The 15,948-nt window shown below is 52.6% G+C and carries 13 protein-coding genes and 1 pseudogene; 3 read left to right on the top strand and 11 right to left on the bottom strand.

The window, feature by feature from the left end; all coding sequences use genetic code 11:
• Positions 1-16: 16 nt before the first annotated feature.
• Positions 17-1,315, bottom strand: coding sequence for a DUF1501 domain-containing protein (locus H8E27_06200; protein ID MBC8325199.1), 1,299 nt, complete (start codon positions 1,313-1,315; stop codon positions 17-19).
• On the bottom strand, positions 1,316-2,980 hold the full coding sequence (locus H8E27_06195) for a DUF1549 domain-containing protein (GenBank protein ID MBC8325198.1): 1,665 nt from the start codon (positions 2,978-2,980) through the stop codon (positions 1,316-1,318). It lies immediately after the preceding gene.
• A 196-nt stretch (positions 2,981-3,176) separates the two neighbouring features.
• Between H8E27_06195 and H8E27_06190 the strand changes: the two genes are divergently transcribed.
• Entirely contained in the window at positions 3,177-4,220 is a 1,044-nt protein-coding gene (locus tag H8E27_06190; protein ID MBC8325197.1) for a hypothetical protein, read from the top strand.
• A gap of 130 nt (positions 4,221-4,350) precedes the next feature.
• Here H8E27_06190 and H8E27_06185 read toward each other — a convergent pair whose 3' ends face one another.
• On the bottom strand, positions 4,351-5,982 hold the full coding sequence (locus H8E27_06185; GenBank protein MBC8325196.1) for a right-handed parallel beta-helix repeat-containing protein: 1,632 nt from the start codon (positions 5,980-5,982) through the stop codon (positions 4,351-4,353).
• A gap of 196 nt (positions 5,983-6,178) precedes the next feature.
• On the opposite strand from H8E27_06185, the gene H8E27_06180 reads away from it, so the two are divergent.
• Entirely contained in the window at positions 6,179-7,567 is a 1,389-nt protein-coding gene (locus tag H8E27_06180) for a PQQ-binding-like beta-propeller repeat protein (protein ID MBC8325195.1), read from the top strand.
• Positions 7,568-7,739: 172 nt separating this feature from the next.
• Entirely contained in the window at positions 7,740-9,113 is a 1,374-nt protein-coding gene (locus tag H8E27_06175; protein MBC8325194.1) for a DUF1501 domain-containing protein, read from the top strand.
• On the opposite strand, the gene H8E27_06170 is transcribed toward H8E27_06175, so the two are convergent.
• From H8E27_06170 to H8E27_06135, 8 genes and pseudogenes are all read right to left on the bottom strand, one after another.
• Positions 9,114-9,575, bottom strand: coding sequence for a RidA family protein (locus tag H8E27_06170; GenBank protein MBC8325193.1), 462 nt, complete (start codon positions 9,573-9,575; stop codon positions 9,114-9,116).
• Positions 9,576-9,719: 144 nt separating this feature from the next.
• Positions 9,720-9,881, bottom strand: coding sequence for a hypothetical protein (locus H8E27_06165; GenBank protein MBC8325192.1), 162 nt, complete (start codon positions 9,879-9,881; stop codon positions 9,720-9,722).
• 50 nt (positions 9,882-9,931) lie between these two features.
• Complete coding sequence (locus tag H8E27_06160) at positions 9,932-10,699, bottom strand: hypothetical protein (protein MBC8325191.1); 768 nt, start codon at positions 10,697-10,699, stop codon at positions 9,932-9,934.
• Positions 10,700-10,803: 104 nt separating this feature from the next.
• Entirely contained in the window at positions 10,804-11,181 is a 378-nt protein-coding gene (locus H8E27_06155) for a hypothetical protein (GenBank protein MBC8325190.1), read from the bottom strand.
• A 9-nt stretch (positions 11,182-11,190) separates the two neighbouring features.
• Positions 11,191-13,710 carry a hypothetical protein gene (locus H8E27_06150; GenBank protein ID MBC8325189.1) on the bottom strand — a complete coding sequence of 840 codons (2,520 nt, stop codon included), beginning with the start codon at positions 13,708-13,710 and terminating at the stop codon, positions 11,191-11,193.
• Positions 13,711-13,919: 209 nt separating this feature from the next.
• Entirely contained in the window at positions 13,920-15,140 is a 1,221-nt protein-coding gene (locus H8E27_06145; protein ID MBC8325188.1) for a hypothetical protein, read from the bottom strand.
• A gap of 196 nt (positions 15,141-15,336) precedes the next feature.
• Positions 15,337-15,690 carry a leucine-rich repeat domain-containing protein gene (locus H8E27_06140; GenBank protein MBC8325187.1) on the bottom strand — a complete coding sequence of 118 codons (354 nt, stop codon included), beginning with the start codon at positions 15,688-15,690 and terminating at the stop codon, positions 15,337-15,339.
• Positions 15,679-15,948 (bottom strand): annotated as a pseudogene (locus tag H8E27_06135) (hypothetical protein). The gene H8E27_06140 and the pseudogene H8E27_06135 overlap by 12 nt, the downstream one beginning before the upstream one ends.

The raw sequence follows: 15,948 nt of genomic DNA, 5'->3' as shown, positions 1-15,948 counted from the left end.
TTGTTGTGGAGGAAAATTAAATATTTTTGGTCAGAGAGTTGATGACCCGACCTTCGCTGAGGGCCATGGGGCGGCCAATGGGGGTCATCAATTCTTTTTCGTATTTGATGCCGAGGGCGTGTTGGACGGTGGTGTGGATGTCTGCGACCCGGATGGCGTCTTTGTCCTCGGCAGTTTTTTTCCCGCCGTTGGGATCGGTGGCACCGTGGACGTGGCCGGCGCGGAAGCCGCCGCCGGCGAGGGCGATGGAGAAGCCGGTGGGCCAGTGGTCGCGGCCGTTGGCGGGATTAATTTTTGGCGTGCGGCCGAATTCGCCGGCGCAAATGACGATGGTGTGGTCGAGCAGTTTGCGTGCGCGTAGTTCGCGGATGACCGAGGCGAACGCGGGATCGAGAATGGCGTTTTGCGCGACGTGGGCTTCGTGATTATTGGCGTGAGTATCCCACCCATTGAGGGTGACTTCGACGCAGCGGACGCCGGCGCCGATGAGTTGGATGGCGGCGAGGCAGCCCCGGCCGAATTGGGTGTCGCCAAAGGCGGCGCGGGTTTTGGCGGGAGCCAGAGTGACATCGAAGGCGCTGAGCTGATCGGAGTTCATCATCCGCAGTGCTTTTTGGATGGTGGCGTTGTGGAGAGTGGTTTTGGAATCAAGTTCCGCCCGGCGGCCGCGGGCGAAAGATTGTTCGATGGCGTTCAACGCGGTGAGGCGGTTGTCCATGCGTTTGGGGTTTACGCGGGCGGTGATGTTTCCGGCACGGCCGTTGGTATTGTAAACTTGAAAGGCGTCGTACTGCGCACCGAGGTAGCCGCCGCGCGCGGGCCATTGGCCGGGGAGGATGGAGATGTGGCGCGGGATGTCCAATTTGCCCGCGGGCAGTTGGTGGCACATCACGGCGCCGATGGATGGATGGATGAGTGTGGGGTCCGGGCGGTAGCCGGTTTTAACGTGGTAGGAGCCGCGTTCGTGGTCGCCTTCTTTGCTGATCATAGAGCGCACGAGGGTCAGCTCGTCCATCACCTCGGCTACTTGCGGAAGGCCTTCGGCGAGTTGTACGCCTTTGACGGAAGTGTTGATGGCGCGGGTGGCGCCGGCGATTTTTTTCCCCGCGTGCGGGTCAAAGGTTTCCAATTGGCTGGGGCCACCGGCCATCCACAGCATAATGACCGATTTGGCGGGTGCAGCGGTGGGCGCTTTTTCCTGCGCGCGACCGAGTAAATGAGCGACCGGTGTGAGCCACGCCAGCCCGCCGAGGCCGGTGGTTTGCAGCATGGTGCGGCGCGAGAGGTGACTGGCGCTGTTGCAAGGGTTTATCATTTAATGATTCCAAGAAAATTCGGTGGAGTTGATCAGTGCCCAGTATAGGTCTTCCTGTTTTGCCTTGCGGCTGAGGGAATCTTTTTTTGCGAGTGCGCCGACAATGTAATTGGATTCTGCGGGGCTGGGTCGACGGGTGAGCACGGCGAGAAAGGTGGCTTCGACGATTCTTGCATCGGTACCGCCCGTGGCCAGAATGCGCGAGGCGGCGTTGGCGATCAAATCGTTTTTGATGCGTTCGTGAACCATTTTCCCGTTCATCATCAGCAACCGCTGCGGGATGGTTCCGCCCTGCATAAAAAATTCATCCTCGCCAATATCGCCGTAGCGTTTAATGAAATCGCTTTGTTGAAACGTTCGGCTCAGTTGGAAAATGATATGTGAATCGGCATCGATGGCGGTGAGTGAGGCGGCTTGGAGGATGCTGCCGGCAACTTGTTCGGGGCGCAGCCGCGTGATTGCGAAGGACGCCCAGTGTTGTTCCTGTTTTAAGGTGGGCGGCGGTTGGTTGGCGGCCGACTTGCTGTCGAGGCTGAACACGCGAGTGGCGGCGATGACGCGAATGAGTCGGCGGAGATCATATTTGTGAATGATGAAATCATCGGCAAGCGTTTCGAGTCCGGGTGGATAAGGATTTTCTTTCGTGTTGGTCAGCGGAATTTCATCGACTGGCTCCATTAATGGGCGGCCAAACATCAGCGCCCAAACGCGATTGACAGTGGTACGGGCGAAGGCGCGGTTTTCGGAATGGGTGACCCAACGGGCGAGGCGTTGGCGCGGGCGTCCGTCAGCGGGGAGTAGCTCGGGTTGGAACGGGACGATCGCCGGCACGTTTACGGGCTCGCGTTTGCCGCGGTATTTGAATTCGTATTTCTTGCCGGTCTCGCGAATGCCAGAGATGGCCATGTCGGTGCCACCAAAGAAGGAGGCGAGTTGGTGGAAATCCTCTTGCAGCCAGTCCTCGCCGAGATGATCGTCATGGCATTGGACGCAGTCGATGCGGACGCCAAGGAAAGCCCGCGTCACGCGTGCGGCGAGCTTCACTTCGTCAGGGCCTTTGTCGTCTTCATTTTGGTTGACCGTCACGGTGACAAAATTGACCTCCGGATTATTGGTCCAAAGTCCTTCGGCGGTGATGAGCGAGCGCACAATTTTATCGTAATTCTGGTTGTTGTGAATTTCGTCGGCCAGCCAACTAACAAACCGGCGGCGGCGATAAATGAGAAAGGGGCCGTTTTCTACGCCGACATATGTGCGGGCAAACCGTTCGGCGAGGTAATCACTCGTGCGACGATCTTCGAATAGATGGCTGAGCCACCATTGGATCCGCTCGCCCTCCGGCTGTGCCTCGAGTGCGCGGATTTCCTGAAGCGATGGAATGGTGCCCGTGAGCCCGAGTGAGAGGCGGCGGATCAGCGTCAGGTCATCCGCCCGCGGCGCAGGCTTTAGCCCGGCCTTTTCCCAGTCGGCGGCAAACTCCTCATCCACCCAATCCACAGCCATCCGAAACGCAGGTTTTTCATAACGGCTCGCCTGATGGTTGGGCAGCGTCATCGTGTCGGATTTCAGTATATTTGAAATCACGCAGCCCGCTCCCAAGATACAAACCGCCGCGAAGAGCAGGTTGCGTTGCCAGACGGGTGAAGCTATCTTCTCGAGGGCCATTGTCGTCCCTGAATATACCTCAATGAACACCTCGAAGCAAGATGAAGGAGTGCCGCCGCGGATGGTGCCACCTGTGCTTGTGACTGCGCCGGAGGTTTCGCCGCCGGAAATTGAGGCGTCAACCACCGGGCTGAAGCGATCCTTTCCGAGGCGACTTGCCCGCGGCACCTACTCGGTTTGTGGTTGGTGCTTTGGAATGGTGAGCTTGATCGGCGGATTGGCGGTGATCTCGGTAATCCCGATCGTAAATCTGATTAGCCTCGGCTACCTGCTGCGAGTGAGCGGCACCATCGCACTCACTGGCCGATTGCGCGATGGCTTCATCGGCGTGCGCCGTGCCGGGCAACTGGGCGGCATCGTTCTGGGCATTTGGTTGGCGCTCTGGCCGGTGCGATATCTTGCGATGCTGCGCGACTCAGCGGTGATTGTAAACCCGGATCGCGTCGGCGGCTGGAGCGTGGGGCTGTGGATACTCACTGGAATGACCTGCCTTCACATCATTTGGGCACTGCTTCGCGGCGGCAAACTGCGTCACTTTTTTTGGCCCGCACCCATTCGGTTTTTTCGTTGGCTGGGAACACCCGATAAATTCAATTCCGCCCGCGATGCCGTTTGGGAAACCGCAGACGGTCTGCGCCTTCCGGAATTGTTTTGGCTCGGCACCCGCGGCTTTGCCGGCACGGTGCTGTGGTTGCTCATCCCCGTGGGCCTGATGATTCTCGCCTCGAAAATCGCCCACAACGCCGGCGTGCTCGTGTCGCTAGTGGGCGGTGCATTGCTGATGGGTGTGTTGCTTTTCCTTCCTTTCCTGCAAGTGCGGTTCGCCGCCGAAAACCGCTTCCGCGCCTTCATTGAAATCTGGCCCGTGTGCCGTCTCGCCGGCCGCGCGCCATTTAAATTTTGGTTCGCGCTTACGTCTACTCTTGTGCTCGCCGTGCCGTTGTTTCTTTTAAAAATTGAACTGACCCCTGCCGAGATCACCTGGTTGCCCGCGCTCTTCTTCGTGGTTTTCGGCCTGCCCGCCCGGTTGTTGACCGGTTGGGCTATGGGCCGTGCCGCACACGGCGAGGCGTCCCCCAACGTTTTGATGAGATGGTTCTGCCGATTGACCGCTCTCGGGCTGGCACTGCCCTTCATCTTCAGCTACGTTGTTATTCTATTTTTCACTCAGTACGTTTCATGGAACGGCACCCTCAGCCTCCTTGAGCAACACGCCTTCCTCGTACCCAGCCCGTTTTGAACTGGGCTTTAGAAGCATTACGTTCCGGTGCTGGATCCGGAAAAAGAGGTGGGCAATCTTGAAACCTTGCGGAAGGCGAGGTGCAGGTCGCCCACCCATCTGCGTCTTTCGCGCAGCCGGCAAAGCTGATTCATTTTGCCCTGCACACATTTCCCTCCACCACACCGCGGGGGCCGGTTAGGGTGACGGATTCGTCCTGGTCGTTGGTGGTGAGGGCGGTATTGTGGGTGGCGTGGGCGGGGGTGGCGGTTTTTTGGATAACAATGGCGGTGCCGAGGAATTGGCTGGTGCGGTTGTGGTGGGCGGTGACGGATTTGGCACCGGAGGAGGAGAGGGCGTGGCGCCAGCGGTTGATTTCATTTTGGTGAAACTCCACTTCTGATCCGGCGTGGGCCCACACGGCAAAATTGGGTGGACCGCCGCGACGTGGGCCATTGCCTTCAAAACGGTTTTTGCTGATGCGCGCACTGCCCTGCACGAGCACGCCGGCCACGCCTCCGCCGGTAAACGTATTGCCGGTGATGACGGCGCTTGAGCCTTTGAGAATGGCGATGAGCGGAGGCATTCCGCCGGTGCGCGTGAGTTGGTTGCCGGCGATGTGCGCACTGGCGCCGTTGCCCACGCCAATGGCCACCTTTGCGTTCTCGAGGCAGCGGTTGCCGAGCACTGTGGCCCTGGCCCGATGTTGTACGCCGATGCCGGCGGTTTTGTTTTTGCGGCAAAGGTTTCTGGAAATCAATGCGCGCGCCTCGTGCTCGATTCCGATGCCGGCGAGCGTGTTTTCAAAACATTCGTTTTCAATAATCATCGGCTGCGCCTTATCACGTGCGCCGATGCCGGCGAGTTTGTTTTTCCAGCAACGGTTGCCGCGCAGGATGGGCCGCGCGCCCTCCTCGGTGCCGATGCCGGCCGTGTCGTTTTCGTGGCAGTCGTTGTCTTCCACCACCGGTTGGGTGTCCGCGCCAGTACGGATGCCGATGCCAGCGCGTCGGTTGTGATGGCAGCGATTGCCGCGGACGATTGGTCGAGAGCCTTCGCTGATGCCAATGCCGGCACGGATGTTGCCGTAGCAACTGTTGTCGATGACAATCGGGCTGGCGTCGTTGTGGCCAATGCCTGCGTAAAAATTCTCGAAGCAAAGGTTGCCTTCGATGCGGGCCGTCGATTTTTTCATCGAGCCGATGCCGCCGCCCATATTGCGGTACGTGACATTGTCGACAATGCGCGGTGACACGCGCCGGTCTTCCGCGCCCGTGATGGCAATGCCGGTGTAGCCGATGTGGTGGACGATATTGTTCGCTACCGTGCAATCGTGTCGCGCCTCGATGCCGGGCGTGCCCTCCGCTCCAATGTGTTCGTGTATCTGCTGATTGCCCTGTGTGGCGTGATGTTTTTGCCAAAGTGCTTCGTCGTATTTCCCAACACCTGTTACCGTGAAGCCATCGAGTGTCGCTCCCGCCGCCATCATCACGCCGGGCCCTTTGCCGCCGGTGCCATCGATGATCGTCGCCTCTGCCCGCCGCAGGCCGAGTTTTCCCTTCGCGTCATCACCAGCGCTTCGAACGGTGAGGCCGGGTTTGAGCCGAATGCGCTCATTGTATTTACCGGCGCTGACCAAAATTGAATCGCCAGCTCGGGTCGCGTCGATTGCGGCTTGGATGGTTTTGAAATCCTGCGGCACAAGCAACGCCGCCGCCCATGCGGTAGGATTGAGCTGCAGGAGGATAATGAAAAAAGAGGCGGCGAACAGGTGTGTTTTCATAACTGGATGATGGCGTAAAGATTTGCTTGTTTGCTTGGATGTTCAAAGGATTAACCTGCCGAGTTATACCAATTGTTTCTCAAACTGTCGCGCATGAATGCACATGGGCGTGCGTTTGGATTGCTGGGTGCTGCCGAATAGCTCATTCGTGAAATTTGAGTTTTTTTGTTTGGTGGCCTTGCGATATACTCCCCAAATGCGATGGATTATTGCGTTCATTTTTACAGCTAACTACGTCCTCGCCGCGCCACCGTTCGCGCCCAAGCCCGCCACCTATTTGTACGGCCAACTTTGGGCAAAATCCGCCGCCTCCTTGGGCGCGGCGGACTGGTCTTCCTTTCGCGGGCCCAATGCATCCGGCGTGGCGGATGGGATGAAGCTGCCCGCCCAATGGGATGCCGCAAAGGGCGAAGGAGTTTTGTTCAAAGTTAAAATTCCTGGTTTGGCGCACTCATCGCCGGTAATTGCGGGTGAACGATTGTTTCTCACCACCGCCGTGAGCAATATCGCGGATCCCACGTTCAAGCCGGGCTTGTACGGCGCGGGCACGGCGGCGGCGGATCGGTCGGTGCACGAGTGGCGCGTGATTTGTTTGAACAAAAAAACCGGCAAGACACTTTGGTCGCGTGTGGCGGTGAAAAAGACGCCGACCGACAAGCGGCACATCAAGGCCACTTACGCCAACGCCACGCCGGCGACGGATGGCGAGTGCGTGGTCGCGTTTTTTGGCTCGGAAGGGCTCTTTGCGTATTCGATGGCGGGGAAATTTTTGTGGAAGAAAAACCTCGGTCGGCTGGACGTGGGCGCGTACGACTTGACGGAGTACGAATGGGGCTCGGCCAGTTCGCCGATCATCTGGCGCGGCAAAGTCTTTGTGCAATGCGACACGCAGAAGGACTCATTCATCGTCGCGCTGGATGTGAAAACCGGCAAGGAACTGTGGCGCACGAAACGCGACGAGCTGCCCTCGTGGGGCACGCCCAACGTGTGGCCGGGCAAGGCGCCGGAACTGGTCACCAACGGCTCGAAATTCATCCGCGGCTACCACCCCGAAACCGGCAAGGAACTCTGGCGGCTGGGCGGCAGTTCGAAAATCACCGCGCCCACGCCGGTGTTTGCCGGGGACCGCATCATCGTCGCTAGCGGTCGGCATCCCGAGCGCCCCATCTTTTGCCTGAGCGCCGGCGGCCGCGGCAACCTCACCGGCAGCAAACATGTTGCGTGGCAAAACCGTCGCGGCCCATACATGCCCACGCCGCTCATCTATCGCGGCAAGGTCTACGCGCTGAACAACAGCGGCCTTATCGGCTGCTTCGATTTGAAGACCGGCCGGGAACATTACTACGAGCGCATCCGCCACCGCGGCCACGGCTTCAGCGCCTCGCCCGTTGCTGCCGACGGCAAAATCTACTGCGCCGGCGAGGACGGCATCGTGTTCGTGTTCACGGCGGGCGAGCAATTTCGTCCGCCCATTGAACGCGCTGTCGGCGAAACGCTCATGGCCACGCCCGCGATGTCCGATGGAGTGCTGTATCTGCGCGGCACGAGAACGCTTTTTGCCGTTGGCAAAAAGAAGGACCAATAAACAAGGACCAATGACCAAAGCCCAATAACCAAGGAAAAAACCAATTCCCAAATTGGGTTTTGAATATTGGGAATTCCTTGGGATTTGGTCATTGGGAATTGGTCATTCCAAAATGGTCCTTGCCCCTCTCTTTCTCGAATTCACAATCTTTTGTAACGTCCAATCCACAGCGATGCTGGAAATCAACCACGGCCAAATCGGAAAAAACTGCGCGGGCTTCTCGCGGCGCACGGCGTTGAAGGCGGGATTTCTCGGGGTGTTGGGCCTTTCCACGGCGGATTTATTGCGGTTGCGGGCGGAGGGGGTAGCAAAGCGGAATAATAAATCCGTGATTTTGATTTGGCTCGATGGTGGCCCGAGCCATATGGAGACGTACGATCCCAAGCCGGCCGCGCCCAAGGAGTATCGCGGGCCGTGGCTGGACATGCCCACCAACGTGCCGGGCATTCGCTTTTCCGAAATGCTGCCACTGCAGGCGAAACACGCGGACAAAATGTGCGTGCTGCGTTCGGTGCATCACGACACGGGCGATCACTTTGCCGCCGCGCACTGGATGCTTACCGGCCGCTACGGCAGCACCTCGGCCAACAAGGCGCAAAAATATCCTTCGGTCGGTTCCTGTGTTTCGCGCGTGAAAGGCGCCAACGCCAAGGGCATGCCGGCGTACGTGGGCTTGCCCGCGGCGGAGAGCGTTTATCTTTATCCCGGCTATCAAGGCGCGGCTTATCTTGGCGCGGCGTACAATCCGTTTCAGCTCAACATGAAACAGAAGTACCTCGGCGCGACCTCGAAAACAAAAATCCAGACGCCGCCGGTGTTGGCGAATTTGGCCGGCGACACTGAGCGCATCGGCAACCGCGTCGGCCTGCTGGATAGCCTCGACCAAATCAACCGCAACATCGACCAATCCGGCTCGCTCGAATCGCTGGACCGTTATCAGCAGGAAGCGGTGGACATGGTCACCGGCGGCAAGGCGCGCGAGGCGTTTGACATGGAAAAGGAAAGCGCCAAGATGCGCGACCTTTATGGCCGCGGCCCGTGGGGGCATTATACGTTGATGGCGCGGCGGATGGTGGAATCGGGCGTGAGTTTTGTGACCGTCGACATGCCGCATTGGGACACGCACTCGAAAATTAAAGTTGGCCTCGAGGCACGCCTGCCGTTTCTCGACCGCGCCGTGGCCGGTCTGCTGGAAGATTTAAAACAACGCGGCATGCTCGACGACACGCTCGTCGTCGTGATGGGCGAATTCGGCCGCACACCCAAGCTGAACAGCGGCCAACCCGGCATCCCCATTCCCGGCCGCGATCACTGGGGCCAGGCGATGAGCGTCATCCTCGCCGGCGGCGGACTTAAGACCGGCCAAGTCATCGGCGCCACCAATAGCAAAGCCGAGCATCCCATCGCGCGCGCCCTCAAGCCCGATGACGTCCTCGCCACCATTTACGAAGTGATGGGCATCGACCCCGAAACCACCTTCAAAGATTTTGCCGGCCGCCCCGTCCCGCTCGTCGACCAAGGCAAAGCCATCAAAGAAATTCTTTGATCAATCGGCAACTTCCGCCGTCATCGCCAATTGCACCGCCGCGTTTAGGGGCATTTCATTGATGCCCAGCGCCAGCCGCGTGTGTTGGCCGCGCTCGCCGAAAAGTTCACTTACCAAATCCGATGCGCCGTTGAGCACTTGCGGGTGGCTGCTGAATCCCTCGGCGCAATGGACGTACCCTTCAATCCGGACGATTTTTTGCACCTTCTCCAAATCACCCGTGGCCGCCTTGAGTTGGGCGATGGCATTAAGGGCACATTGGCGGGCAGCGTGATAGCCGTCCTCATTGGAAACCTCAGCGCCCAGCTTGCCGGCGTAAGCAATCTCCCCATCGCGCCACGGCAACTGGCCGGAAGTGAAAACGAGGTTGCCCGTGCGAATCCACGGCTGATAAGCCGCCACCGCCGCCGGTGCCTCGGGCAGCGTGAGGCCCATCTCAGTAAGTTTGTCTTCGATGCTCATAACTACGCGACTTAATCACGGTTTGCCGGTGGGGACAAGTTTCCGCAGTCACATACGGAAAGCCCAATTAACAGGACTCTCAAGCAATTTCTCGGCCGGAAACGTGCTTATGGATCGGCGAGAATGCCCCATGGTTTGGGCAATTCATAGTCTTGGATTGGGGGAAACTGGCTGTGATTTGTCGTAAGCAGCCATTGGTTTGCCGCTAAAACCATTGATCTGGCGGACAAAACCTTTGATTTGAGGGGGAAAACCTTTGGTTCGATGTTCGTTGGGTTCGATTCCCATCACCCGCTCCAGTTTCACAATTGGAATCCGTGAGTTTTTGAGTTTCCCATAATTAGTTCAGAGGTGGCTCACTGAAACTTTGAGAACCATTGCTTTGCTTCCTTGATCCATATGTCTTTTGGCTCGGCAGCTACGGGTGCTGTTTTTCCTTTTACCTTGTAAGATGACACCTCATCGCCCGCGATTAATTCCAAGGCATGTAATGCTTCACCTCTTACGTTTTGAGTTTGGATCAGCTTCTGTCTGAACCAAAGACTATACTTACCCGGATTATCCAAGGCCCTGACGAGGACAGGAATTGATGAGTCTTCAGGGAATTTTCCCAGAAACTCACAACACCTTACTGTTGTGAAAAACATATAATTTTCGGTATCACGTTTCAGTAGTTTGGAGAGAAATTTCTGGATTGGTGCGCACTCTTTTTTAGTACCGTAACTGTCGAGTAAAAGGTCAAGCACAGTAGGGTACACATTTTTGCTGGAGAACCCGTTCGAAGGGTTAAAGTCATAGTTCTCCCAAATCAATAGATCATCACTCTCAAGAATAAGAAGAAGTTGTTCTAAGACTTTTTTCTTAGGTAAACTGAAAAGTTTTTTTTCTCTTTCCTCCTCGCTCCAATTATTCCCGGTTTTATGATACGCTTCGATAAGTTTCAGAATTTTTCCATCAGGCTTCAACCCTCCTAATACGCTAGCCTGGGACCCTCGCTCAATCAATGGCCCAGCAATGAGTGTTCGCTTATATGCTCTAGCCCCTTCGTCACCCTTGAGCTGCACTGCCGGGGCGCAACACCCTCCTAGCATTACAATCAATAGTGATAATATAAAATTTTTCATTTCTTGTTAGACGGTAATTAAAAAATACCCCACCATCCTGATTCAGAGAAGTTCAGAAGACCAAGAGAATTCAAATAAGACAGATAATCAGGGATAAACAGCCATTACACAACACCCAGTCTCTTCAAGATCATGTACTGAACCCATTCGTCAGGTTCAGCATTTCTAGCCAATTCCATGTCGATCTGATTCTGTCTCATACCTTGCCACCTACGAACCTGTTTTTGCTTTCTGACACGTTCCAGCTTCTTCATCTGACGTTTGTGTTTGAATGGAGACAGGAGAGAGTCTCTCTTTTCCTTGTCGATCAATCCCCGATGATACATCTCCCAGACATCGGGTTCGGTGGGTTCAAGAATCTCTAGCTCAAGAAGTTCATCGACTTCTTCTTCTGACACTGGTGCTTTTCCGTCCGTGACCATATCAGCAAATGTGTCTTCGTTCAGTGATTTCAAAAATGCTTTTTCAAATAGACCAGCCATCAAAAGTATTTAGTCTACGACGAAGAACTTCTCTTCATAGAATTGTGGGAACCTCTCTTTAATGATCTTGAGGAATTTCAATGTCTCATCTGACTTGGGGACAATGTTCTCAATCAGCTTCATTGTTTTTCGAGAACCATTTTCGAAGTCAGTTCGCTTAGTGGGATATCCAGCTTTTGACAACCATTCTGCCATTTCTGGGTATGAGTATTGTGTTTTATCTAAACCCCACTCAGAGCGAGCATATGACCTGACAAACATCTTCCAAGCCGTCTTGATGACAGGATCTTTTCGAGATTTCTTTAAGCCTGTTCCTTTAATGTCGAGAGTTTGATAAGCATTGAATGAATCATAATCTTCGATTGTTTTTAGGCAAACGTGTCTCTCGCTATTGTATTCTGCCCAAGACTCACGACACTTGTTGTATTCGATCATATCAACCCATGGCTTTGTGTCGAAGTATAGATGACTGTGTTCATTGTATGATCTCATCGCCGGATTACACGGCATACGTTTCCAGTCGTACTCCATCGACAATCGCTTCTTAACGGTGAAGCTTGTTAACTCATATTCCTTTAACCATATATCACGAAGACTAGTGAACACATCAAACTTATATGTTTTTTCAGGGGTTCTTTGGAAAAACATATCTTCAATCCAAGTGTTCTGTTTCAACTTGTGTTGTGTTTTCGGCTTCATGCCAGCTTTGGCTAGAATCATCTTCTCACCTCTCAGTGGTAAGAGTGTTGCTTGACCACGTGTTCTCCAACCCAACGGTTGTCGGATTTTATGTTTTGCTTCCAACACTTCGAAATCACCTGTGATTGATTTACGAGTGTTACCAAACATTTGGCAAAGTTCACCAGATGTGATGTGTTCTAATTGATCATCTCCTGCTGTAGAAAGAAAACCATCCGTTGTAGCATTACTCACCAGTGTTTCTTTCGGCAACAGATGTAGAATTTCACCTAAAGCAGCTCGAACGAATGAAGTGACATATGCTGAAAAGAACGGGTTTGATATTTCACTTTCGGGGAGTAGCTTTACATCAGCAGTTTTTGTATCAAAACATCTCTTCTCTCTTAAACCCTGTGCTGTTTTACCATATGTACTGTTTCCAATTTCTTTCCAGAACAACTCGAAAATCGAACCTTTAGGGTGAGATTTGCGATTGTGGGTACACTCTTTGATGAATTCTGCAAATGGTCGTACCGAGGAATCTGTTGGTAGAATGAAACCATCTCTAACCTTCAATTTTGCCCCCATCTGTTGAGCAAGAAACAATTCCGGAGTTGAGCAATTTGAACTACCTTTTAACGGAAAGATTAAACCACCATTACTTCGAATCGGGAGACATGGGAAACGTGTTTCATCGGGGAATTCAAAGTCAACATAAGCAAAACCCATCGATTTAAGATTGGTAAGCTTTTTCAAATCGACAGTGGAATACAATTCATCCCAAAGGGGTAATTCAATCAAGCTCATTGCCGTGGTGTAAGCACCACACAAGTCGTAATCAGTCCAAACACCTTCTTTACCGATGCCGAAGAAGTATTGCTCGTTCCGTCCACCATGATAACACTCTGTGGCAAAGAGCTCCTTAAGATGTCTCATCGGCAAGTTAACTTCTTTATTTGACATCCAGTATTGCTGCTTACGTTTTTGCCATTGACCCTCCTTTACAATTTCCTTTCCCAGAATCGCTAGTCGATCACGGTTGTTCTTTACCCATACTCTTTGAAGATGGGAAACTCCTATGCTGCCAACTGTGCTGGGCAACAGACGTTCACCACTGATTTCCTCCATCACTTTCAAAATTGTTTCAGAGTATTTGACACAGATTTCAGCATCTCTCATTGCATAGCGTTCAAACTTCTCCGGATCATTTTCAAGAACACTGCTCATGTTGGAGATTTCATCTTCCGACATACTGAGTTTATCTACACCCACAAGAGTTCCAATATCTGCTAACCGTTGCTTTCCCGTTGGAGCCAACAACATACTATCACGAAATATTGCTTTAATTTCGAACGACTGATCAGCCGAATCCATCAGCTCAACTTTGTATCCTTTTGAAGTTGTCACAAGACACTTACGGACAGCATTCACTTGATGTTGAAAATCTTTGAAATTCGAGAACCCCGGCAGATCAGCAATCGTGAAATGACCTATCAGATAAATTCGTTGAGGATACCTTGTGATTTTATGCTGCTTGAATCCTTCGGAGAAGACCCATTCAAAGAATTCGTTTAATGTGATTCGATCTTCTCTGCTACGGAGATAACCGATACCCTTCCACTCCGATCCGTTGGGATGTTTTACATGGAATTGATAGGAGAGGAGATTGTTGTGTTTTCCTTCCCTTTCAAACTCCGTATCAAACCCCACCAATAAGCAATCTTGGGTACCGCCGTAAAACTCACACGTGGGTACCCATATAGGGGTTTTACGGCGGTAAGGAGTTTTAGGGGGTTTGGTGAGGATTTTGATGTTTTTCTTAGGGTTTTTATGATTTTTGTGTTTAGTCATACCCTATTAAACCACAGAGTTTGTGGAAATCTACCCCTAAAGAGCAACTTTTTTGAGATATTTTGGGTCTGAAGTGAGGTGTATTTCTGTATTTCACAGTCTCAGAAGGAGGATCTGAACGTAGTTTCGAGAATCTCGATTTGGAGGGTATTTAGAACCCCCTGTTTTTGGGATAAATCATTTAGTTTTTATTCTCAAACTAAGTGTTTTTAGATGATCCCCAACTCCTTTGCTCTGGTTGGAGTCAATTCGTACAACTTCTGAACATCGTCTTCATCAACATTCATGTTCAGGTAATGATTCTGGATCACGTTCACGGAGTTTCCAGCAGCATAAGATGTCTTCAAAGCATCTCTGAACTTCAAGGTGTTATAGGTGATAGCAGTATGACGAATCACATTCTTCACATTGTTTAATCTCTTCACTACTCCCCGTGTTAGTTTCTCATGTCTCAATGAACACTCTAGGGGAATCTCGTTATCACAAAGGTACTTGATCCACTTCACAAACACACCGGGGATGTCGTTGTAATGTCTTCCCCTTAATTCTGCCCTACCACGTTTCTTGTACACCAGATTGTTGATGGTGATTCTTTTCTCATTCAGGTTAATGAACTTGTTGTCGGCTACCTGTGACCCACCAAGTTCGGTGAATCGACTCATCTCTTTTGTTCTCATCATCGAGAACAACCGGAAGATGAAGTGTCCCAAGACCCCTCTCTCTCTTGCTTCCTTAAGCAACATCACAATCTCTTCAAAGGTGTAAACGGCAATCTCCTTTGCTTCAAACTTAGGCATCTCCCAATTGATCGGGTTACGTTTCAACCAGGGTGTGTCTTCACAATAGATGTTCTTCTTCCCGGCACAGAACTCCATGAATGCTTTAAGGTAAATGAATCGTGCTCTCCTTTGTGAATCACCTTCCCGTTTCTCGATGAACTTCTTGCAACGTTTGGCATTCAGGTAACTCACTCGTTCTTCCCCGAACTGTTCCATCAATTCATTCAGCAGGTATTTGTAATCATTCAATGTTGCTTCCGATAGATTTCTGGATTGCTGCTTCTCAAGGAACAACCCAACACATTCATTCACGGTGGGAGCAGCATAGTCGGTGTAGTTCTTGATGAAGAAATCAACACTCTCAATCAACACCTTGGCAGTCTTGTCATCATCAATCTTCAAGTGACCCACGGTATCGAGACGATTGAATGCCAACTGTGCTATCTGAAGTTGCTGTTCAGTTAAAGGAGTGGATACCAGATTGATTCCACACTCGTTTGCTTTGCTCCGACGAACATAGATCTTGTACTGGTTTTGTGCTGATTTTTTGTCTCGTGAAGTAACGGAGTTCCATTTCCCGTCATGTTTCACCGAGAATGACCACCAGTTGTACTTCTTGCTGAATGCTGGTTCGGTGACTCTTTCAATCACTCCGTCGTATGTTTTCCTTCTTCCCATAACACTATTATGGCTACAGGTGGTGGGGAAATCCACTGGGGATTCAGAGAATTAGTCGTGGAGACAACTGTGGAATCTGTGTCGAGATATGTGAGATCTCCCGGGTAACTTGGGTCTCAACGTGATTGATGAGTTAACTGAGACGATTGGGTGGGGGAAGAGAGAGGGGTTACTTCGTGGGGTTGCTGCCGATTAGGCACTTTGGCATCGTCTTTTTCAGTTGGTTAATCTGTGCCTTGGTGAGGTCAGGGTTGTTACTGAGATCCAGATACGTCAACTGCGTGAGCTTCTCCAACACCTTCACGTCGTTCAGTTTATTGTCACGGAGATCCAGAGACGTTAACTGCGTGAGTTTCTCCAGACCCTTCACATCGGTCAGGCCATTATCGCGAATATCCAGCCTCGTCACCTTCGTTAAGTCCGCCTTGGTGAGTTCGCCTATGGGTTTCTTGAGTTTCTTGCGAATCACTGCCTCAACGACCTGCGCCGATTCTTCCTTGGTTAAAGGGAGGTTGCTGTGAATTTTGCACTTCGGCAATGCCTTTTGAAGTTCAGCAATCTGTGCCTTTGTGAGGTCGGGGTTGTCTTTGAGACCCAGCCCCGTTAACTGCGTGAGCTTCTCCAAACCGTTCACATCGGTCAGTTGATTTTTGCTGAGATCCAGCGAAACCAACTTCGTGAGCTTGTTCAGACCCTTTACATCGGTCAGTTTATTGTTCCAAAGAACCAGCGACTTTAACTTCGTGAGCTTCTCCAGACCTTTCACATCAGTTAGTTGGTT

It is taken from the genome of Limisphaerales bacterium, assembly GCA_014382585.1.
Taxonomy (GTDB): Bacteria; Verrucomicrobiota; Verrucomicrobiia; order Limisphaerales; family UBA1100; genus JACNJL01.
The sequence above is the reverse complement of the archived record's forward strand: the minus strand, read 5'-3'. Positions and strand labels throughout refer to the sequence as shown.

What these genes read in the sequence shown, in the direction of transcription:
- H8E27_06155 (MBC8325190.1), bottom strand. Translation starts at nt 11,181, where the DNA reads ATGGCTGGTCTATTTGAAAAAGCATTTTTGAAATCACTGAACGAAGAC.
- H8E27_06175 (MBC8325194.1), top strand. Translation starts at nt 7,740, where the DNA reads ATGCTGGAAATCAACCACGGCCAAATCGGAAAAAACTGCGCGGGCTTC.
- H8E27_06200 (MBC8325199.1), bottom strand. Translation starts at nt 1,315, where the DNA reads ATGATAAACCCTTGCAACAGCGCCAGTCACCTCTCGCGCCGCACCATG.
- H8E27_06180 (MBC8325195.1), top strand. Translation starts at nt 6,179, where the DNA reads ATGCGATGGATTATTGCGTTCATTTTTACAGCTAACTACGTCCTCGCC.
- H8E27_06190 (MBC8325197.1), top strand. Translation starts at nt 3,177, where the DNA reads ATGGTGAGCTTGATCGGCGGATTGGCGGTGATCTCGGTAATCCCGATC.
- H8E27_06170 (MBC8325193.1), bottom strand. Translation starts at nt 9,575, where the DNA reads ATGAGCATCGAAGACAAACTTACTGAGATGGGCCTCACGCTGCCCGAG.
- H8E27_06195 (MBC8325198.1), bottom strand. Translation starts at nt 2,980, where the DNA reads ATGGCCCTCGAGAAGATAGCTTCACCCGTCTGGCAACGCAACCTGCTC.
- H8E27_06185 (MBC8325196.1), bottom strand. Translation starts at nt 5,982, where the DNA reads ATGAAAACACACCTGTTCGCCGCCTCTTTTTTCATTATCCTCCTGCAG.
- H8E27_06160 (MBC8325191.1), bottom strand. Translation starts at nt 10,699, where the DNA reads ATGAAAAATTTTATATTATCACTATTGATTGTAATGCTAGGAGGGTGT.
- H8E27_06150 (MBC8325189.1), bottom strand. Translation starts at nt 13,710, where the DNA reads ATGACTAAACACAAAAATCATAAAAACCCTAAGAAAAACATCAAAATC.